Annotated in this window: 18 protein-coding genes; 8 read left to right on the top strand and 10 right to left on the bottom strand. The window is 65.3% G+C overall.

Going from position 1 to position 18,331, the window contains the following annotated elements:
* Positions 1-3: 3 nt before the first annotated feature.
* From AC5Y46_RS10890 to AC5Y46_RS10870, 5 genes are all read right to left on the bottom strand, one after another.
* A complete protein-coding gene (locus AC5Y46_RS10890) occupies positions 4-1,215 on the bottom strand; it encodes an amidohydrolase family protein (protein WP_499940971.1) in 1,212 nt (403 codons plus the stop codon).
* A 13-nt stretch (positions 1,216-1,228) separates the two neighbouring features.
* A complete protein-coding gene (locus AC5Y46_RS10885) occupies positions 1,229-2,083 on the bottom strand; it encodes an enoyl-CoA hydratase (RefSeq protein ID WP_499940972.1) in 855 nt (284 codons plus the stop codon).
* Positions 2,084-2,204: 121 nt separating this feature from the next.
* A complete protein-coding gene (locus AC5Y46_RS10880) occupies positions 2,205-3,140 on the bottom strand; it encodes an alpha/beta hydrolase (RefSeq protein WP_499940974.1) in 936 nt (311 codons plus the stop codon).
* A gap of 10 nt (positions 3,141-3,150) precedes the next feature.
* A complete protein-coding gene (locus tag AC5Y46_RS10875) occupies positions 3,151-3,777 on the bottom strand; it encodes a TetR/AcrR family transcriptional regulator (protein ID WP_499940976.1) in 627 nt (208 codons plus the stop codon).
* Positions 3,774-5,111: a flavin-containing monooxygenase gene (locus tag AC5Y46_RS10870; RefSeq protein WP_499940978.1), complete on the bottom strand. Its 1,338-nt coding sequence runs from the start codon at positions 5,109-5,111 to the stop codon at positions 3,774-3,776. The genes AC5Y46_RS10875 and AC5Y46_RS10870 overlap by 4 nt, the downstream gene beginning before the upstream one ends.
* Positions 5,112-5,321: 210 nt before the next feature.
* On the opposite strand from AC5Y46_RS10870, the gene AC5Y46_RS10865 reads away from it, so the two are divergent.
* On the top strand, positions 5,322-6,536 hold the full coding sequence (locus AC5Y46_RS10865) for a CaiB/BaiF CoA transferase family protein (protein WP_499940980.1): 1,215 nt from the start codon (positions 5,322-5,324) through the stop codon (positions 6,534-6,536).
* 51 nt (positions 6,537-6,587) lie between these two features.
* Here the strand turns inward: AC5Y46_RS10865 and AC5Y46_RS10860 are convergent, their stop codons facing one another.
* Positions 6,588-7,595: a dihydrodipicolinate synthase family protein gene (locus AC5Y46_RS10860; RefSeq protein ID WP_499940982.1), complete on the bottom strand. Its 1,008-nt coding sequence runs from the start codon at positions 7,593-7,595 to the stop codon at positions 6,588-6,590.
* Positions 7,596-7,826: 231 nt separating this feature from the next.
* On the opposite strand from AC5Y46_RS10860, the gene AC5Y46_RS10855 reads away from it, so the two are divergent.
* Positions 7,827-8,612, top strand: coding sequence for a TetR/AcrR family transcriptional regulator (locus tag AC5Y46_RS10855; protein ID WP_499940984.1), 786 nt, complete (start codon positions 7,827-7,829; stop codon positions 8,610-8,612).
* Here AC5Y46_RS10855 and AC5Y46_RS10850 read toward each other — a convergent pair.
* Together AC5Y46_RS10850 and AC5Y46_RS10845 are read right to left on the bottom strand one after the other, a co-directional pair.
* Complete coding sequence (locus AC5Y46_RS10850; RefSeq protein WP_499940986.1) at positions 8,609-9,499, bottom strand: enoyl-CoA hydratase/isomerase family protein; 891 nt, start codon at positions 9,497-9,499, stop codon at positions 8,609-8,611. The two genes, AC5Y46_RS10855 and AC5Y46_RS10850, sit on opposite strands and share 4 nt — an antisense overlap.
* Positions 9,496-10,176: a hotdog family protein gene (locus tag AC5Y46_RS10845; RefSeq protein ID WP_499940988.1), complete on the bottom strand. Its 681-nt coding sequence runs from the start codon at positions 10,174-10,176 to the stop codon at positions 9,496-9,498. The genes AC5Y46_RS10850 and AC5Y46_RS10845 overlap by 4 nt, the downstream gene beginning before the upstream one ends.
* A gap of 131 nt (positions 10,177-10,307) precedes the next feature.
* On the opposite strand from AC5Y46_RS10845, the gene AC5Y46_RS10840 reads away from it, so the two are divergent.
* From AC5Y46_RS10840 to AC5Y46_RS10815, 6 genes are read left to right on the top strand one after another with little or no spacing between them, the layout of a single operon-like run.
* Positions 10,308-11,129, top strand: coding sequence for an enoyl-CoA hydratase/isomerase family protein (locus AC5Y46_RS10840; RefSeq protein ID WP_499990992.1), 822 nt, complete (start codon positions 10,308-10,310; stop codon positions 11,127-11,129).
* 35 nt (positions 11,130-11,164) lie between these two features.
* A complete protein-coding gene (locus tag AC5Y46_RS10835; protein ID WP_499940991.1) occupies positions 11,165-11,971 on the top strand; it encodes an enoyl-CoA hydratase/isomerase family protein in 807 nt (268 codons plus the stop codon).
* Positions 11,968-12,753, top strand: coding sequence for an enoyl-CoA hydratase/isomerase family protein (locus tag AC5Y46_RS10830; protein ID WP_499940993.1), 786 nt, complete (start codon positions 11,968-11,970; stop codon positions 12,751-12,753). Before AC5Y46_RS10835 ends, AC5Y46_RS10830 begins: the two co-directional genes overlap by 4 nt.
* The gene (locus tag AC5Y46_RS10825; protein ID WP_499940994.1) at positions 12,753-14,195 is read left to right on the top strand and encodes an AMP-binding protein; all 1,443 of its coding nucleotides are present in this window, start codon (positions 12,753-12,755) and stop codon (positions 14,193-14,195) included. Before AC5Y46_RS10830 ends, AC5Y46_RS10825 begins: the two co-directional genes overlap by 1 nt.
* The gene (locus AC5Y46_RS10820) at positions 14,185-15,687 is read left to right on the top strand and encodes a class I adenylate-forming enzyme family protein (RefSeq protein WP_499940996.1); all 1,503 of its coding nucleotides are present in this window, start codon (positions 14,185-14,187) and stop codon (positions 15,685-15,687) included. Before AC5Y46_RS10825 ends, AC5Y46_RS10820 begins: the two co-directional genes overlap by 11 nt.
* Positions 15,680-17,194, top strand: a complete 1,515-nt coding sequence (locus AC5Y46_RS10815; RefSeq protein WP_499940998.1) for a class I adenylate-forming enzyme family protein — start codon at positions 15,680-15,682, stop codon at positions 17,192-17,194. The genes AC5Y46_RS10820 and AC5Y46_RS10815 overlap by 8 nt, the downstream gene beginning before the upstream one ends.
* Here AC5Y46_RS10815 and AC5Y46_RS10810 read toward each other — a convergent pair.
* Positions 17,191-17,559, bottom strand: coding sequence for an Rv1352/Rv1906c domain-containing protein (locus AC5Y46_RS10810; RefSeq protein ID WP_499940999.1), 369 nt, complete (start codon positions 17,557-17,559; stop codon positions 17,191-17,193). The genes AC5Y46_RS10815 and AC5Y46_RS10810 overlap by 4 nt on opposite strands.
* Positions 17,560-17,637: 78 nt before the next feature.
* Complete coding sequence (locus tag AC5Y46_RS10805) at positions 17,638-18,327, bottom strand: GntR family transcriptional regulator (protein ID WP_499941001.1); 690 nt, start codon at positions 18,325-18,327, stop codon at positions 17,638-17,640.
* Positions 18,328-18,331 lie beyond the last annotated feature (4 nt).

The raw sequence follows: 18,331 nt of genomic DNA, 5'->3' as shown, positions 1-18,331 counted from the left end.
GCGCTACACCGACGCCGGGACGTTCGCGTTGAGCAGCTCGAGCGCGTTGTCCCGCATCACTTTTCGGGTGTCCTCGGCGCTGAACTCCGGGAACTGCGGGATGTCGGCGGTGAACGCCATCGGGTCGGCGAGCCCCTCCCCGTGCGGCCAGTCCGAACCGAACAGGATCTTGTCCACGCCGATCGTCTCGGCCAGCAGCTTCACGTCGTCCTCGTAGTACGGCGCGATCCAGACGTTGTTGCGCAGCTGCTCCACCGGGTCTTCCTTGAAGTGGTACGGGGCGGTGTTGGCGGCCTTCTTGAGCCGCTTGATCAACCGGTACACGAAATACGAGCCGTTCTCGATGCTGGCGACCTTCAACTTCGGATGACGGGTGAAGACCTGGTGCACGATCATCGAAGCCATGGTGTCGTGGATTGCCCGGTCGTCCAGGAGTACCTGGTCCAACGGATCCTTCTTGCCGAATCCCTCGAAGGTGGCCTTGCCGCCCCACAGCGCGTTGATCGCCAGGTAGCCGCTGTCGCTGAGGTGGAACCCGACCGGGACGCCGGCCTCGGCCAACCGCGCCCAGACCGGATCGTGCACCGGATCGCCCAGTGAGCGCGGCTTGACCCTTCCCGGCACCGGCGCGGGACGGACCAGCACCATGCGGGCACCCTTGCTCAGCACGAAATCGACTTCCTCGACTGCCTTTTCGGGGTCGGCCAACGAGATGATCGGCGCCGAGATGATGCGGTGATCGGGACGATCGAAGCCCCAGTCCTCGTCCAGCCAGAGGTTGAACGCCCGCACCGAGGCCATGGTGGCGTCGATGTCGTGCTTGAGGGCCTCCTCTACGCCGCAGGCGAAAGTTGGCAGCATGAACACCGTTTCGAGGTTCTGGGTGTCCATCACCTTCACCCGGGCGTCACGATTCTGGTACTCGGGATGGTTCGCCATCCGGTCGACCTTCATCAGCGAAGCGGGGTCGACACCTTCGGGAATTTCGCCGCGGAACAACAGGTCCAGACAACCCGGCTCGATGATCGGGTCGAAGGTCGGGTTCGGGATGAACTGGTTGATCCGTTCGCCGATCACCGCCCAGGTACGCTTCCCGTCTTGCAACATCTGCACACCGCGGCGTTTGAACTCCTTGGGCAGGTGCCGGGTGAACGAATCGATGGGTTCGTAGTAGTGGTTGTCGACGTCGATCGCCTGGTAGTCCAACGTGCTCATCGCGGACGTCCTCTCAGTCTCGGGCTGCAAGAGGTGGGAAATTCGGGGCGCGCTTCTCGAAGAACGCGGTAATGCCTTCGATGAAGTCGGGGCGCGTCATGGATTCGTGCATCAGCCGCTCGGCCTTGTTGCTGGTCTCCACGATCGGCAAGCCGGCGTCGGCGTAGAGCTGTTGTTTCATCGCGGCAAGCGAACTCGGCGCGCAGTTGCGGGCCATGTCGTCGGCGTAAGCCGTGGCGCGCTCCAGCAGCTCGTCGCCGGCCACCACCTCCTTGACCAGACCCAGTTCAGCGGCCTCCTCGGCCAGGAAGGTCCGGCCGGACAGCAACAGATCCGTGGCGGCGCCCCACCCCACGAGGCGCGGCAGGATCCAGGAGATGCCGTACTCGGCGACCAACCCTCGTCGCGCGAACGCGGTGGTGAACTTGGCACCGGCGGCGGCGAACCGGACATCGGCCATCAACGCCAGCGAGAGTCCGATGCCCGCGACGGATCCGTTGATCGCCGCGATCACCGGTTTGCGCAGTTGGGTCAAAAAGTACGGGTGCTTCTCGGCGACCAACGAACTGACGTCCGTCTTGCTCGCCGACTCGACCGTCGTCGCCGAGATCGAGTTGAGGCCACCCATGTCCGCACCGGCGCAGAACGCCCGTCCGTTGCCGGTCAGCACGATGACGCGGACGGCGGGGTCGACCTCCGCCTCCTCGAAGTAGCGGTAGAACATCGACATCATCGGCTGACCCCAGGCGTTCAACCGCTTCGGCTGGTTGAGCGTGATCACCGCGACGCCGGTGTCGGAGACTTCGTAGAGCACGGCTTCGCTGGACGCGGTCGGCCGCTCGGCGACCACGTTGCCATCGGTGCTCATCGGAGCCGCCCCTTCCTTCGACGGGCCATCGGCGCACGCCCGCGCAGTACATACTGTATACCTATCGGTACATCTTTCTGCAAAGTGCCTCGGAGGCCTCGTCGGCTCATCAAATGCCTGATCAGCGGGCTAGTCCGCCGATGTTCGCCGACCCCGACGCCGCCGTTCCCGGCAACCGCGCCAAGAAGCGGATCTGGTCGTCGCAGGCCTGCTGGAACCACTCGTGGCCCGGCCATACGTCGAAGTGGTCGCACGGGTAGTGATGCACCTGCGCCCTGCAGTGCACGGCGGTGCGGGCGACCGAGGCCGCGGGCACGAAGCGGTCGAAATCGGCGATCTGGATCAACAGCGGGATCCGCAACTGCTTGGCGGCGGTCCTGGTCCTGATCTTGGCCAGTTCGAATCCGACCGCGGAGTCAACTTCGTTGCGCCAGGACGGTCCCGCGATCGACAGGTAGTTTTCGTACGCGCCGTCCAGGGACAGCGCGCCATGCTCCCTCGGCCGGGACGTCAGCTTCATCAGCATCGGGGTGCGCCCGCGTCGCACCGCCCATCGGCTTCTGACGCCGTCGACGGTCGCGCGCAGCGCGGTCCCGATGGTGTACTGCTTGAGCACCGCCACGCTGGTGGCCAACGGATCGGTGAGCGGAGTCATCGCGATCACCGCCGCGACGTCCTCACGACCCGCAGCCACCCTGATGACCTGGCCGCCCGACATCGAAACACCCCAGAGCACAACCCGTTTCGGGTCCACCCCGGGAAGCGTCTTGGCCAGCTCAATCGCCGATCGGAAATCCTGTTCCTGCCGTGTGATCGAGATCGACTGCCGAGGAAGACCTTCGGAAGCACCGAAGCCCCGGTAGTCGAAGGCCAACACGTCGAAGCCGGCGGCACTGAACTCCTCCGCGAACGACTGCAGACCGGAATCCTTTGTGCCACCGAACCCGTGGGCCATCACCACCACCGGCCGTCCGGCGGTGCCGTCTGTCCGGCCGGGGAAGTGCCACGCACTGCACGTCACCCCGTGCGACTGGAACGTCAGCTCCTGGTATGGCATCTGATTCTCCTCATCGGTCGGTGTTTCCGACGATCCCGTACACCGCGCCCAGCCACACCGCGGCGGCGCCGTCGAGCAATTCGGACCGGGACAGTGCGCAACCGAAGGTCATCCGTTCCAGCAGCCGATCGTTGACCTCGAGCAGGACGGTCGCCAACACGGTCGCGTCGATCCCGTCCGGTGCGACACCGGCAGCGCGCTGGCCGCGGATCATGTCGGCCACCGGGCCGACGAACGACGCACGGGCCTCGTCCCAGATCTCGCGTCCCGCGGCGCTGCGGCCACGAGCCTGCAGGGCGGCTTTGAACATGTACCGGTGCCGCTCCCAGGTGTCGAACAACCCCTCGAGCATCCCGCGGACCCGTTCCTGCGGAGAGCGGTCACTCATGGTGAAGACGTCGTTGACGAACATGGTGTCGTCGACCATGCGTTCCATCAAAGCGGCGACGGCGGTCGCCTTGTTCTCGAAGTAGAAGTAGAAGGCCGGCCGGGTGACGCCGGCCCGCGCGGTCACCTCCGCGATGTTGACGTCGTCGAAATCATGGTCCTGCAAAGTGGTTTCGAGCGCATCCAGGATGGCGTCGCGCCGCTGGTCACCGCGCTGCACCGACCTGCGATCGGTGCGCGCCCTGGTCACCGCCCGACTCCTGCCGCCGCGCGCTTCATGCCCGCCGGGATCTCGCGCGCACGCAGATCGTGCTCGTAGTAGAAGTAGTCCACCTGCTGGGTGTGCCGCGGCCGGTCGACGCAGTGCCCGGTGTAGAGCCGCTGGTCGGCGTCGATCACCCGTTCCATCTCGGCGACCGAGGGCAGCGCGTAGCGTCCGACGGCATACGCGGCCAGCAGCCGCGACTGGCACTCGACGAACGGGAACAACGTCGGAATCGCCTGGGCGAAACCGATGAAGACCAGGTTCTCCACGCCTGGTTTGAACATCCGCTTGTAGAGCCGGATCGCGTTGTCCGGCGCGCTGACGAAGTCGCGGTCGAAGAACGGGAAAGTGATGTTGTAGCCCGTGGCGTAGACGATCGCGTCGAAGACGTCGCTGGTGTCGTCGTCGAAATGTACTGTGTCGCCGTCGAGTCGAGCGACGTTGGGTTTGGGCGTGATGTCCCCGGACCCGAGGCGCAACGGCAGTTCCACCGACTGGGTGGGGTGCGCCTCGAACAGTTTGTGATTAGCCGGCGGGAGCCCGTACAGCGTGGGATTTATGCCGAGCATCGGAGCCATCAGCTGCGCCGCTTTGCGCTGCCAGGCCAGCGGCAGATAGGGCGTGGTGCGGAAGAACTTGTCGCCCGGCTGACCGGCGAGGTACTTCGGCACGATCCACGCGCTGGACCGCGTCGACAAGGTGACGGTGTTCTGCAGTGTCCGCGAAGACAACTCGACGGCGATGTCGGCGGCGCTGTTGCCGATGCCGACGACCAGGATCCGCTTGCCCGTCAACTCCAGTGGAGTGTGCGGGTCGATGTAATGGTGCGAATGGATCGTCTCGCCGGTGAACTCGCCCGGGAAATCGGCCATCCGCGGATCCCAATGGTGACCGTTACCCACCACCAGCAGATCGAACTCACGCCTGGCGCCGGACTGATCCTCGATCTCCCAGCCCGATCCGGCCGGACGGGCGTGCACGACGCCGTTGCCGAATTCGATGTGCTCGAGCAGACCGAACGCCTGGGCGTAGGAGTCGAGATAGTTCTTGATGTCGGTGTGGTGCGGGAACGCCGGGAAGTCTTCCGGTACCGGAAAGTCCTTGAAAGACAACCGATGTTTCGAGGTGTCGATATGCAGCGACCGGTAGGCGCTGCTGTGACCGTTGGGGTTGCCGAACGCCCAATTGCCGCCGATCCGGTCGGACATCTCGAAGGTGGTGTAGGGCACCCCGTAGTCCTTGAGCATCTTGCCGGCCGTCAGGCCGCTGATACCGGCACCGATGACCGCGGTACGGGGCCGCTTGGCCGAAGCGCGCATTGCCGGAGGCTAACACTGGTTTTTGACGTGAGTCAATGAATTCTGACAACCGTCAAACCGCTCACCGGGCGGGCGCCGTTCTGTTTACTGTTGTCTCAACAGTGCCGGATTGCAGTACGCTTTTTCACGTGGCACGCCCGGTGACCCCGGGCGATTCTCGACGCCACTCACCCACCATCGAGCACCGATTGGTCGCCAATGATCAAAGTGATGCAGGGCTTTCGGGTCTTGGAGGTCGCGCAGTTCACGTTCGTCCCGGCGGCGGGCGCCATCCTGGCCGACTGGGGCGCGGACGTCATCAAGGTCGAACACCCGTTGCGCGGGGACACCCAACGCGGCTTCATCAACATGGGCGGCATTCAGGTCGACCCGGAACGGCATCCACTGATGGAGCACCCCAACCGGGGTAAACGCAGTGTCGGGATCGACGTGTCGACGCCCGGTGGCCAGGAGGTGATCTACGAACTGGCCAAGACCTCCGACGTCTTCCTCACCAACTACATGCCCAGGGTGCGGCAGAAGAACAAGTTCGACGTGGAACACATCCGCGCGGTGAACCCGGACATCGTCTACGCCCGCGGCACGGCGTACGGCGACAAAGGACCCGAACGTGACGTCGGCGGATTCGACGGGACGGTGTTCTGGACACGCAGCGGCATCGGTCACGCGTTGACGCCAGAGGAGTTGGGAGCGCCTCTGTCGCAAGGGATTCCCGCGTTCGGGGATTCGATCGGCGGCATGTTCATCGCGGGCGGCATTTCGGCAGCGCTGCTGCATCGGGAGCGCACCGGTGAGGCGGTGGAGCTCGACGTGTCGTTGTTGAGCACCGCGTGGTGGGCCGCGGGCGCAAGCATGACGCAGGGCATGGAAGCCGGCGAGACGATGCGCACACCCATGCCGGGCACCGAGGCGTTCCTGGTGAATCCGTTCATGGGCAACTATCAGACGTCCGACGGCGGCACCATCAACTTGTGCATCATCAGTCCGACTGGTTTGATCCGTGACACCTTCGAACATCTGGGCATTCCCGAGGCCGCCGACGATCCGCGCTTCTCCGAGGTGCTTCCGCTGATCCAGAACGCCAACGCGGCAGCGGAATTGATCGCGGAGGCGTTCGCGGGCAAGCCTTTTGACTACTGGCGCCGGCACCTCAAGACGATGAAGGGACAATGGGCACCGTTTCAGAGCTTCATCGATCTGGCCGGTGACGAGCAGGCCCTGGCCAACGACATGATCGCCGAAGTCGAACTCGCCGGCGGCGGTGCACCGTTCAGGGTGGTCCGCGGACCCATCCAGTTCAACCACGAACCATTGGTGACGACGCGGGCACCGCAAGCCTCCGAGCACACCGAGATCGTCCTGATGGAGCTGGGCATGGACTGGGACCGCATCGCTGAACTCAAGGACTCGGGCGCCATAGCCTGAGTTCGCGGTCACCGCGACCGCGCAACCCGGGTAAAGGTCCGACTTCGACGGCTATGGGTCGACGAGTCCGAGGCGACGGTAGGCGGCCCGCATCTGGGTCTTGGCTTCCTCCGGCAGTTCGACCTGTGGCGGCCGGGAATGCGGGTAGGCGCCGATCGGCAGCCCGAGCAGAAAGGCGGCGTACTTGAACCCGCCACCCCAGTGGGTGAAATAGTCGGGGCGGCCCGGGTAGCAGGTAAACCAGGACGCTATGTCCAGCTCAAACTGGTCCAACCCGGAATCGCGAGCGTAGTCCATCGCTTCCAGCAGTTTGCCACTCTGGATCAGATCCCAGTACTCGGAAAATATTCGCCGCGAGGGAGTTTCGTACAGATAGCCCGCAGTACCCAACTGCGCCGGGCACACGATCCCCTCGCGCAACCAGCCGGCGCGGTACACGGTCTTGTCGCATTCCCACAGCACCAGACCGGGGGCCAAGTCATGCAGTCGCCGGCTGGCCGCCGGCCGGAACGCGCCTTCTTTGGTGGCGCAGACCGCCGGCACTTCGTCGTAGATCCGCGCACTTTCGGCCGGAGTCAGCACATATCCCGAGGACGGAGAGTTGAACATGCCCAACGCGATATCGGTGCGCGCCGCGATGTATTTGAAGAATTTGAGTACGCCCGCACCGCCGTGCACTTCCATCATGGGCGTCTGGATGTAGGCGATGTCGGCTCCCACCTGCTGCGCGTGCAGCGTGAGCTCCAGACAGTCCTTGGCCGTGATCGCCGCCGTGCAGGCCTGTACGACGACGTCCGGGTTGAAATTCCGCGCCTCCTCGATGGCCACCTCGAGCAAACGTTTGCGTTCGGTGAGGGTCAACGCCCAGAACTCGGCGATTCCGCTGGTACACCACAACATCGGGTGTCCGAGATCCGCGACGCAGTAACGCACCAGCGTCCGATAGGCATCCCAGTCGATGTCGTCGCCGTCCTCGCCGCAGAACGGGGTGTACAGCGAGTTGCCGATCCCCCGCAAAACTTCGGGCGCCCAGGTGCGTGCTTCAGCAGCCGTCGCCATGACCCACTCCTTCGTGGCGAGTTTTTGTGGCGAGCAGACGCAAAAGCCCCCGAAATGGCACATTTCGGGGGGCTTTTGCGTCTGCTCGCGCACCCTACCAAAATGCCTACGATAGCGGTTACAGTAACAGAAGTAACGACGCTTGAAACGAGCTCAATCGACGGTTACCGGTAAGGTTGTGGGTCGCAGTTCAGGGTAGAGCTGCTGGTAGATCACGCAGGACAGATCGTCATGGAGGTGCCCGCGGTGGCAAAGCAGGCAACCGCTGAAAAGCGTCAGCGACGCGAACGCGGTTCCATCAATCCCGACGACATCATCAGCGGTGCATTCGAACTCGCCGAGCAGGTGTCGATCGACAATCTGAGCATGCCGCTGCTGGGCAAACACTTGGGCGTCGGTGTGACCAGCATTTACTGGTACTTCCGAAAGAAGGACGATCTGCTCAACGCGATGACCGACCGCGCCCTGGGCAAGTACGTGTTCTCCACCCCCTACGTCGAAGCCAGCGACTGGCGCGAGACATTGCGCAATCACGCCCGCTCGATGCGTAAGACGTTCATGGGCAACCCGATTCTGTGCGACCTGATTCTCATCCGGGCGGCGCTCAGCCCGAAGGCGGCGCGCATGGGTGCCCAGGAAATGGAGCGCGCCATCTCCAATCTGGTAGAGGCGGGGTTGTCACCCGAAGACGCCTTCGACACCTATTCCGCGATTTCCCTGCATGTCCGAGGTTCGGTGGTGCTACAGCGCCTCTTCGAGAAGAACCAGTCGGCCGACAGCGGGCCACGCACCATCGAGGACGCCGTGGGTATCGATCCGCAAACCACCCCGCTGATCGCACAGGTCACCGGGCAGGGTCACCGCATCGGGGCTCCGGACGAGACCAATTTCGAATACGGTCTCGACTGCATCCTCGACCACGCCGGCCGGCTGATCGAGAAAAGCGGGAAGACGAGGCCGCGCAAGGCCGCCAAGTCGACGGCCCCCCGACGGACCAAGTCGACCCCCAGCCGTTAAGACCCGTCAGGTTCGGGCACGTGAAAGTGCTCGTCGCGCAATCGGAAAGCTTCCTTGGTGCCGTGCTGTGCGCGGGTCTTGACGAAATTGAATTCGTCGGGCCCGAACTGCAGGTTGGTGCCGTACGCGTGAAAGAGATAGCTGGCGACTTCCTCGCCGTTATACGCCTGGGTCTGCTCGACGAGACGGAATGCTTCCTTGGCGATCACCACTCCGTCGGCGGGCATCTTGGCGACCTTCTCGGCCCAATAGCGCGCACGTGCCGTCACCGACTCGGAATCGCATGTGTCGGTGAAGATTCCGAGATGCTCCAGCTGGCCGGCATCGATGATGTCACCGGTCAGCAGGAGCCGTCGGGCCAGCACCGGCCCCAGACGATGGAAGAACAGGTGCAAGCTGCCCAACGCGGGTCCCAGGAATCGCGTCGCCGGCATCCCGATTCTGGTGTCGCGGGCGATCACTGAGATGTCGGTCATCAGTGCCATCTCAAAACCGCCGCCCAGGGCGTAGCCCGCGATCTCCCCCACCGTCACCTTCGGGAAACCCATCAGGTTGTGGTAGAAGCCGAATGACTTGCGGTCCACCGTGAGTCGGCGACGCTGACTGGGGCGCCGCTTCGCATTGGGCTGCCCGCCGGACTCGCCGTACCAGCCGTAGGCGTTGTTCATGTCCGCGCCGGTGCTGAACACTCCACCCGCCCCGCGCAGCAGGACCACCGTGATGTCGTCGTCGTCGGCAACACGATCCAGACAGCGCGACACCGCGTTTCGCATCGCTGCGTCATAGGAGTTGCGTTGTCGCGGATTGTTCAGCGTGATCGTGGCGATCCTGCGGTCGGGGTCGACCTCGAAGAGCACGCGGTCGTCGGATGCGTTCGGGTCGGTCATGCGCCGGTCTCCGTTCTCCGCCTGCCGAATTGGGTCGTGGCAAGTTGATCGGGGCGCGAAGCCAACGTGTTCACCTCACCGATGCACAGCACTTCCTCGTCGAGCAGTAGCCGCGCCGTCGACGTGATGCCCCGCTCCACCTGCGACCGAACGATCTCGAACCTCAGCTCCGTCAAGAGCGGCGTCGGACGGCGGAACGTCACGCCCAACGATCGCGTCTTGCCGGACAGCCCGGTGACACAGTTGTGGTGCTGTATCACGCAGTCGAAGAACACTCCCAGAAAGCCGCCGTGCACCAGCCCCGGCGGCCCTTCGTAGAGCAACGGGAAGGTGACCCGGCCGGCAGCGGCGTCGGGATCCAGTTCGTCGAATCGGTACTCGGGGAAGCACGGGTTGTAGGAACCGATGTCGGTCGCGTGGTTCAGGTACACCCGCCTCGGGTCGTTCTCGACGACACCGATGCGCGGAGCGCTGTCGGCGGGCGCGGCAGCGGCTAGCTCGGTTTCCCATTCGGCGAATCTGGCCAACATCGCCTCGACGGTCGGATGGGGGCTCTCCAACGAGAGCAGCAGGGAACTGAGCCGACGCATGGCAGCGGCCGCGGCGATCGTCTGGGCAAGGGGGGCCTCGCCGAATCTAGCGTTTCCGGTGCTCGCAGGGCTGGTGCCCTCGGCCATGTTTCCTCTTTTGTCGCCGGTTCCACCGGCCCCGTTTTGGCCGGTAGGGTTTCTTGCTAACTTATACACGTTAGCAATCGTATTGCATACTGTATGGGTAACCGTATGGACGGGAAGGGTCGGATTCCAGCGTGAGTCACCAGGCCGAGGCGGCCGACGCCCAAGGTACGGTGGCGCTTTCCCGTGCCGATGCGACGCTGCAGATCACCCTGGACCGGCCGGCTCGGCGTAATTCGTTGACCCCGTTGATGATCGAGACTCTCGTCGATGCATTGACCGATGCCGCCTCCGACGACTCGTTACGTGCGGTGCACCTGCGCGGGGCCGGCGACGACTTCTGCGCCGGCTCGGACTGGGTGGCGGCCAACCGGCCCGACGGGCAACGGCCGCGCAGCGGGGACCTGGTGCGACGAGTGCCGCACGCGGCGCACCGGGTGATCGAACTGATCCACACCATCCAGTTGCCGGTCGTCTGCAGCGTGCGCGGGTGGGCGGTTGGGATGGGGTGCAACCTCGCGCTGGCCGCAGACTTCACCGTGGCCGCCCACGGAGCCACGTTCTGGGAACCGTTCGTGGACCGCGGGTTCAGCCCGGATTCGGGGTCCAGCTGGCTGGTGCCCCGCCTGGTCGGCCTGGCACGCGCGAAACGGATGTTGCTGCTGGGCGAAAAGGTGAGCGGCGCCCAGGCGGCGGACTGGGGTTTGATCCACCAGGCGGTCAGCCCGGCCGAGCTCGACGACACCGCCGCGCAACTCCTGGCGCGTCTCGCCAAAGGTCCGACGGTGGCGATGGGTTTGGCCAAACAGGCATTGCACCACGGCCAGCGCGCGACCCTGGCCGAGTCCATGACGCAGGAATTGTATAACCTCGAATTGGCCTGCCGCACCAGAGATTTCAAGGAGGGCCTGCAGGCTTTCCGGGATCGGCGTGCGCCGGACTTCGACGGTCGCTGAGCACCGACATCATCCACCGAGACAAAGGAACTTCGATGCCCGCATTCGACACCATCGGCTACGACGTCGACGGGCATACCGCCACCATCACGCTGAACCGCCCAGAGGCTCTCAATGCGCTCAGCCCGCACATGATCACCGAGCTGCGGGCCGCCTACGACGAGGCCGAGAACGACGACAAGGTGTGGCTGACCGTCGTCACCGGCACCGGACGGGCCTTCTGCACGGGAGCCGACGTCAAGGCCATTCCCGAAGACGGCAAGGTGATCTACGAACGGCCCTACCTGTCGACCTATGACCAGTGGGAGGCACCGCAGGAGGGCACCCCACCGTTTCGCACCATGGCCAAGCCGGTGGTGACCGCTGTCAACGGTCTGTGTTGCGGTGCGGGCATGGACTGGGTCACCACGTCCGACATCGTGATCGCTTCGGACCGGGCGACGTTCTTCGACCCGCATGTGAGCATCGGGCTGGTGGCCGGCCGGGAGATGGTGCGGGTGTCGCGGGTGCTGCCCCGATCGATCGCGCTGCGAATGGCGTTGATGGGCAAGCACGAAAGGATGAGTGCCCAGCGCGCCTACGAACTCGGATTGGTCAGCGAGGTCGTCGAGCACGACCACCTTCTGGACCGGGCCCGCGAGATCGCCGACATCGTGAATTCCAATGCGCCGCTTGCGGTCCGGGGAACCCGGTTGGCCATTCTGAAGGGGCTCAACGTGCCGCTGCACGAGGCCGAGATCCTCGCCGAGACATTCCGCGAGCGGGTGCTGCGCACCGAGGATGCGCAGGAAGGGCCGCGGGCGTTCGTGGAGAAGCGTAAGCCGGATTGGCAATGTCGATGACCTTCGAAACGATCCTGCTCGACGTGGACGCCACCGACCACGTCGCGACCATCACCCTGAACCGGCCGCAACAACTCAACGCGTTCAACCGGACGATGTGCGCGGAGATGGCCGAGGCCTGGCGCCGGGTCAAAGTCGACGACTCGGTGCACGCGGTGGTGTTGCGCGCCGCCGGCACGCGGGCGTTCAGCGCCGGGTTGGACATCAAGAGTCCCTACGGCCAGCCCGACAATGTCTGGAACCACGAAGATCCCGGCGAACTGTTGAGCCCCAAATGGCAGAAGATGTGGAAGCCGGTGGTCTGTGCGGTGCAGGGCATGTGCACCGCCGGTGCCTACTACTTCCTGAACGAGGCCGACGTGGTGATCTGCGCGGCGGACGCGACGTTCTTCGACTCGCACGTCTCGGCCGGGTTGGTCTGTGCGCTGGAGCCGATCGGACTGATGCGTCGCATCGGGTTGGGTGAGACATTGCGGATCGCGTTGATGGGCAACGACGAACGGGTCAGTGCCGACACCGCGCTGCGCATCGGACTGGTGTCGGAAGTGGTTGCCCCGGAACGGCTGTGGGACCGCGCCCACGAAATTGCGGCCACGATAGCGGCCAAACCGCCGTCGGCGACCCAGGGTACGGTGAAGGCGATCTGGGAGTCCCTGGACAAACCGTACCGGGCCGCGATGGAGCAGGGACTCATCTACACCCGGCTGGGCAATCCGCTGGGCACCGCCGAGCTTGCCGCACAACCGAAGTCGTCCAGGCCCGGGGAACCCAAGGTCCGGTAATGCATGCTCTGAGTCGGCGCATCGGTGACGTACTGGATCTGCAGCCGGGGGCGCACGCCGTCGAGTACGCCGGCCAATGGTTCTCGTGGGCACAGATCGCCGACGCCGCGCGACGCACCGCTCCGCTGGCCGCGCACCACTCCAAAGTCGGTATGCTGCTGCGCAATCGGCCGGGGCACGTGTCGGCGTTCCTCGGGGCACTGCTGGGCGGGGGAACCGTCGTCACCATCAACCCGTCACGCGGCGACGAGCGCACCAGGGCCGACATCGCCGGGCTGCGACTGCCGTTGGTGATCGGTGAACCCGAGGACCTGGCGACGTTCGTCGCGCCCGAGACGGCCACGGTGGCGATCTCGGGCACGCTCGACGACGGCGCGCAACCATCCGGGTCCGCCGTCGATGAAGCCGGCGCCGACGTCGCGGTGGTGATGCTGACCAGTGGCACCACCGGGCCGCCTAAGCGCATCGACCTCAGCTACGACATGCTGGCGCACAGTGTGATGGGTTCGGGGTACCGGCAGGCGCCCGCGCCCACCGAGCTGCGGCGCGGGGTGGCGATCGTGAACTCGCCGCTGGTGCACATCGGCGGGGTGTTCCGGGTGCTGCAATGCGTCGCCGAGGCGAGACCCTTTGTGCTGCTGGAACGATTCGAGTTGAACACCTGGTCCGACGCGGTCCGCAGACACCGCCCCCGCGCGGTGTCGCTGGTGCCCGCTGCGCTGCGCACGGTGCTGCACTCGGATCTGACGCGAACCGACCTCGACGGCATCCGCGCCGTCACCTGCGGCACCGCGCCGTTATCGGCCGACGATGCCGACGCATTCACCGTGAAGTTCGGCATCCCCGTGCTGACTTCTTATGCTGCAACCGAATTCGGCGGCGGGGTGGCGGGGTGGACGCTGGCCGACCACCAACGCTTCTGGGCCGCCAAACGGGGCAGCGTCGGGCGGGCCAATCCCGGTGCGCAACTGCGGGTGACCGGCGACGGTGGCGCGCCGCTCGGACCCGATCAAGTCGGCCGGCTCGAGGTCAAACCAGCCCAGCTGGGGCCCGCGGCCGACTGGATGCAGACCAACGACCTGGCGCGCATCGACGACGACGGCTTCGTCTGGATCCTCGGTCGCGCCGACCAGGCGATCATCCGCGGCGGATTCAAGATCATGCCCGACGACGTGCGTACCGCCCTGGAGGCGCACCCGGCGGTCGAGGGCGCCGTCGTGGTCGGGCATGTCGAGGAACGTCTCGGGGAGACGCCGGTGGCCATGGTCGAGTTGCGCGAAGCGGTGACCGTCGACCAACTGGTGGACCATCTGCGAACTCAGCTGGCGGGCTACGAGATTCCCACCCGGATCGTGATCGTCGAGGCGATACCGCGCACACCGTCCGGTAAGGCCGATCTGGGCGCGGTTCGCTCCTTCTTCAGTGCCGAACATGCCCGGTGACTGCCGCACCGTCCCTGCGCTATTGCGGGAACAGGCCGGCGCGCGAGCACAGCATCCGCTGCTGGTGTGCGACGACGACCGGATCAGTTACGCCGAAGCCGACGCTCGCTCGGCTGGCCTGGCGCGCGGGCTGATCGGCCTGGGTGCCGGGAAGGGAACCCATGTCGGACTGCTGTATCCGAATGGCACCGAGTTCGTCGTCGCGATGCTGGCCGCCGCGCGAATCGGCGCGGTGGTCGTGCCCTTCTCGACTTTCGCCACCGCGCCGGAGTTGCTCGAGCAGCTGGTTGCCAGCGACACCGCAATCCTGTTGAGTACACGTTCTTTTCGTTCCCACGACTACGCACACAGGCTCACCGGCGCGACCGCGGCCGCGCCGCAGTTGCGCCACGTCGTGTTCGACTGGGATAGCCTGCCCGACGACAACGTCGAACCCGCGCTGCTGACCGCACTGGAAGACGACGTCGAGGGCTCCGACGTGCTGGCCATCGTCTACACGTCCGGTTCCACCAGCACAGCCAAGGGTGTGGTGCACACCCACTCCGCGTTGCTGGGACACCAGCGCAACCTCAACGAGATCCGCAGGTTGGAGCGGTCGGACAAACTGTTCTGCAACTCGCCGTTCTTCTGGATAGGTGGGTTGGCGTTCGGGTTGCTGGCCACGTTGGTGGCCGGGTCCACGCTGGTGTGCTCCAATGCCACCGACGCGGCCGTGACGCTGGACCTGCTCGAGTCCGAGAAGCCCACCGTCACAAACGGATTCGTCACCGGAATCATGCATCTGACGCAGCATCCCAGTTACCCGCACCGTGACCTGTCGTCGTTGCGGCGGGGCAACCTGTATCCGATCATGGCGCCCGAGGTCCGACCCGCCGACTCAGAACTGCGGCACAACATGCTGGGGATGACCGAAGCCGGCAGCGTGCTGCTGATCAGCGAAGACGAATCCGAGCAACCCGAGGCCCGCCGCGGCTCCTACGGCCGCCCGGCGCCCGGCTTCGAAACCAGGATCGCCGGCCCGGTCGACGGTGTCGGGGAACTGTGCATCCGCGGACCGTACGTGATGCAGGGATATCACAAGCGCAGTCGCGAGGAATGCTTCGACCGCGACGGCTGGTTCCACACCGGAGATCTGGTGCGCGCCGACGACGACGGTTACCTGTACTTCGTGGGGCGGCTAACCGGGATGATCAAGACCGCCGGCGCGAATGTGTCTGCCGCGGAAGTGGAAAGAGCCTTCCGCAGGATCGGCCTGGCGGCCCATGTCGTGGGTTTGCCGGACGTCCGCCGCGGTCAGGTGGTGGCGGCCGCGGTCGTGATGCCCGACGGTGCCGACGATTTCGACGAAGCGGCGCTGCGCACGCGACTGGAGTCCGAACTGTCGTCGTACAAGATTCCCAAACGGTTCGTAGCCGTGTCAGCTGACCAGGTGCCGCTGCTGTCCAGCGGCAAGGTCGACATGCAGCAGCTGAAGAAGTTGTTCGATGGCTGACACCATCGACGGGCTGGTCCGCCTGCACGCCGTCCGCCGGGGCGCCAAGCCTGCGGTGATCGACCCCTCAGAGAGGGTCAGTTACAGCGAACTCGACTCGACCACAAGTGAATTGGCGAACACCCTGATCGAAGCCGGGGTCGGCAAGGGCACCCGGGTGGGCCTGATCATGCCCAACAGCGTGCGTTGGGTACAGATCGCGGTTGCCGTCACCCGCATCGGCGCGGTGTTGGTTCCGTTGAGCACCCTGCTACAGCGCGCTGAACTGATCGCGCAGCTGCGCATGGCCGCGGTGCAGGTGCTGGTGAGCGTGACCGAGTTTCGCGGGCATCGCTATATCGACGATGTCGCAGCCGTCTCACAGTTCGAGTTGCCTGCGCTGCAACGTATCTGGTCAGCAGACCAGCTATCCGGGGCGGCCACGCATGACGGACGCATCGAGGCGATGGGCGCCACGGTCACCCCGGCCGACCCGCTGGTGATCATCTTCACCTCGGGAAGCAGCGGGGCACCCAAGGGAGTCATTCACTCGCATGGCAGCGCGCTCGGTGCGGTGCGGTCGGGGCTCGCGGCCCGCTGTATCAGCGCCGAGACCCGGTTGTACCTGCCGATGCCGTTCTTCTGGGTGGGTGGGTTCGGCAGTGGGATTCTGTCGGCGCTAGTGGCGGACGCGACGCTGGTGACCGAAGCCGCGCCGCAGCCCGAAACCACCCTGCGGTTACTGGAACGTGAACGGGTCACGCTGTTTCGCGGCTGGCCCGACCAGGCGCAGGCACTGGCCCGTCACTCCAGCCGCGCCGACGTCGACCTGTCCGCGCTGCGACCGGGCAGCCTGGATGCGCTGCTGCCGCCCGAGCAACGCGCGCAACCGGGCGCACGCGCGTCCCTGTTTGGCATGACCGAAGCGTTCGGGCCGTACTGCGGCTTCCCGGCTGACACCGATATGCCCAAGACGGCATGGGGCAGTTGCGGAAAACCGTTTCCCGGCATGGAGGTTCGCATCGCCGATCCGGACACCGGCGCAGCGCTGCCGGCGGACACAGTCGGCATGATCCAGATCCGCGGACCGCACACGTTGCGCGGCATCTGTCGCCGCAGCAGGGAAGAGGTGTTCACCGCCGACGGCTTCTACCCCACCGGTGACCTCGGGCGCCTCGACCCCGAAGGGTTCCTGTTCTACCACGGCCGCGGTGACGACATGTTCAAGGTCAGCGGGGCCACGGTCTATCCCAGCGAGGTGGAGCGGGCGCTGCGCATGATCGAGGGTGTCGAAAGTGCTTACGTCACCAACGTTCCCGGGGTGACCGGCGAACAGGTGGGCGCGGCGGTGGTCTGCCGCACACTGACCGTGGACCAGCTGCGCGGCGCCGTCCGCGGACTGCTGAGCGCCTTCAAAGTGCCGACGGTGTGGATGCTGCTGGAGTCCGACGATGGGCTGCCCCGCGGCGGTACCGGCAAAGTGGACGTCCGGGCCTTACGAAAGATGTTGGCGCAGGAGGCTTCCTAGGGGACGCGCTCCCAGGGTTGGCAGTTCTGCGACTCGAATGCCTTCACCGACGTGTTGATGTTCGCGAACATCGGACCGACGGAGATATTCGTCTGCAGGACATGCTCTTTGTTGGCGTCGGGTGTGCTGTAGGTGAACCATGCGCACATCGAATCCTGGGTCGGCACATTGTTGATCCACACGCCGATGACCGAGGCCGACCCCGCCGTGCGGTAGAGGCCCGGCGCAATGTCAGGTCCGACGACGAAGACTCCGTTGCCCGGGATCGGGTCCATCGGATCGGCCGCGGCCGGTGGGGACAGCGCAATCGCCGACACGCCGGTCACTATCAAGGCGACGGCGCGGGACGCTCGCGTGATACGCATAGCGGCAGTCTAGACCCGCGACCAGGAATGGCACTTTCGGAATCTCGCCGTTGTTCGTATCCGCCGGGAAGCGGCGCCTCAATCCGATGCGTGCGATGCCTGCACGACCACACCACGCTCGATCAGGTGCTCGATCAGCGGAACCGCGCTCGCCGCAAGGTGATCGGACATCGCTACGCGCGCAGACTCCTCGTCGTGCGCGTCGAGCGCCGCCAGCACCCGGCGGTGGTCCTTGACGGCCCGCTCGGGCCAGTGCTCGATCATCGGGAACACCGACTCGGGCGCATAGCGGGTGATCTGCGACATCATCTGCGCCAACTTCGGTGAATCCGCGGCGATGTTGATCGCCCGATGGAATTCGTGGTTGAGCCGGATGGTCTGTTCGTCATCGGCGGCGGCGTACGCCTTCTCCAGGTGAGCCTGAATGTCCTTGAGATCACTGAGCTGCTGATCGCTGATATGCAGCGCGGCCCGCGCTGCCAATTGACCGCCCACATGGGCCTGCACATTGGCGACGTCGGCCAGGTCCCGCCGTGTCAGCGGCAGCACCACGAAGCCGCGCCGGGGCTGTTGAGCGACCAGACCTTCGGCGCGCAGCGCGAACAACGCCTCCCGCACCGGCGTGACGCTGACCCCCAACTCCGCGGCCAGTTGATCCAGCCGCACATACTGGCCGGCCGCGTAAGTGCCCTCGAATATCCTCTTTCGGACAAAGGCCGCGACGTCCTCGGAAAGCTGTGGCCGCGAACCGAAATCCGGAACCGTCATCGCC

Source organism: Mycobacterium sp. NGS59 (assembly GCF_059812345.1).
This window is presented reverse-complemented; position numbering and strand designations above follow the sequence as displayed.

What these genes read in the sequence shown, in the direction of transcription:
- AC5Y46_RS10805 (WP_499941001.1), bottom strand. Translation starts at nt 18,327, where the DNA reads ATGACGGTTCCGGATTTCGGTTCGCGGCCACAGCTTTCCGAGGACGTC.
- AC5Y46_RS10855 (WP_499940984.1), top strand. Translation starts at nt 7,827, where the DNA reads ATGGAGGTGCCCGCGGTGGCAAAGCAGGCAACCGCTGAAAAGCGTCAG.
- AC5Y46_RS10820 (WP_499940996.1), top strand. Translation starts at nt 14,185, where the DNA reads ATGCCCGGTGACTGCCGCACCGTCCCTGCGCTATTGCGGGAACAGGCC.
- AC5Y46_RS10885 (WP_499940972.1), bottom strand. Translation starts at nt 2,083, where the DNA reads ATGAGCACCGATGGCAACGTGGTCGCCGAGCGGCCGACCGCGTCCAGC.
- AC5Y46_RS10835 (WP_499940991.1), top strand. Translation starts at nt 11,165, where the DNA reads ATGCCCGCATTCGACACCATCGGCTACGACGTCGACGGGCATACCGCC.
- AC5Y46_RS10850 (WP_499940986.1), bottom strand. Translation starts at nt 9,499, where the DNA reads ATGACCGACCCGAACGCATCCGACGACCGCGTGCTCTTCGAGGTCGAC.
- AC5Y46_RS10890 (WP_499940971.1), bottom strand. Translation starts at nt 1,215, where the DNA reads ATGAGCACGTTGGACTACCAGGCGATCGACGTCGACAACCACTACTAC.
- AC5Y46_RS10830 (WP_499940993.1), top strand. Translation starts at nt 11,968, where the DNA reads ATGACCTTCGAAACGATCCTGCTCGACGTGGACGCCACCGACCACGTC.
- AC5Y46_RS10810 (WP_499940999.1), bottom strand. Translation starts at nt 17,559, where the DNA reads ATGCGTATCACGCGAGCGTCCCGCGCCGTCGCCTTGATAGTGACCGGC.
- AC5Y46_RS10880 (WP_499940974.1), bottom strand. Translation starts at nt 3,140, where the DNA reads ATGCCATACCAGGAGCTGACGTTCCAGTCGCACGGGGTGACGTGCAGT.
- AC5Y46_RS10845 (WP_499940988.1), bottom strand. Translation starts at nt 10,176, where the DNA reads ATGGCCGAGGGCACCAGCCCTGCGAGCACCGGAAACGCTAGATTCGGC.
- AC5Y46_RS10825 (WP_499940994.1), top strand. Translation starts at nt 12,753, where the DNA reads ATGCATGCTCTGAGTCGGCGCATCGGTGACGTACTGGATCTGCAGCCG.
- AC5Y46_RS10865 (WP_499940980.1), top strand. Translation starts at nt 5,322, where the DNA reads ATGCAGGGCTTTCGGGTCTTGGAGGTCGCGCAGTTCACGTTCGTCCCG.
- AC5Y46_RS10815 (WP_499940998.1), top strand. Translation starts at nt 15,680, where the DNA reads ATGGCTGACACCATCGACGGGCTGGTCCGCCTGCACGCCGTCCGCCGG.
- AC5Y46_RS10870 (WP_499940978.1), bottom strand. Translation starts at nt 5,111, where the DNA reads ATGCGCGCTTCGGCCAAGCGGCCCCGTACCGCGGTCATCGGTGCCGGT.
- AC5Y46_RS10860 (WP_499940982.1), bottom strand. Translation starts at nt 7,595, where the DNA reads ATGGCGACGGCTGCTGAAGCACGCACCTGGGCGCCCGAAGTTTTGCGG.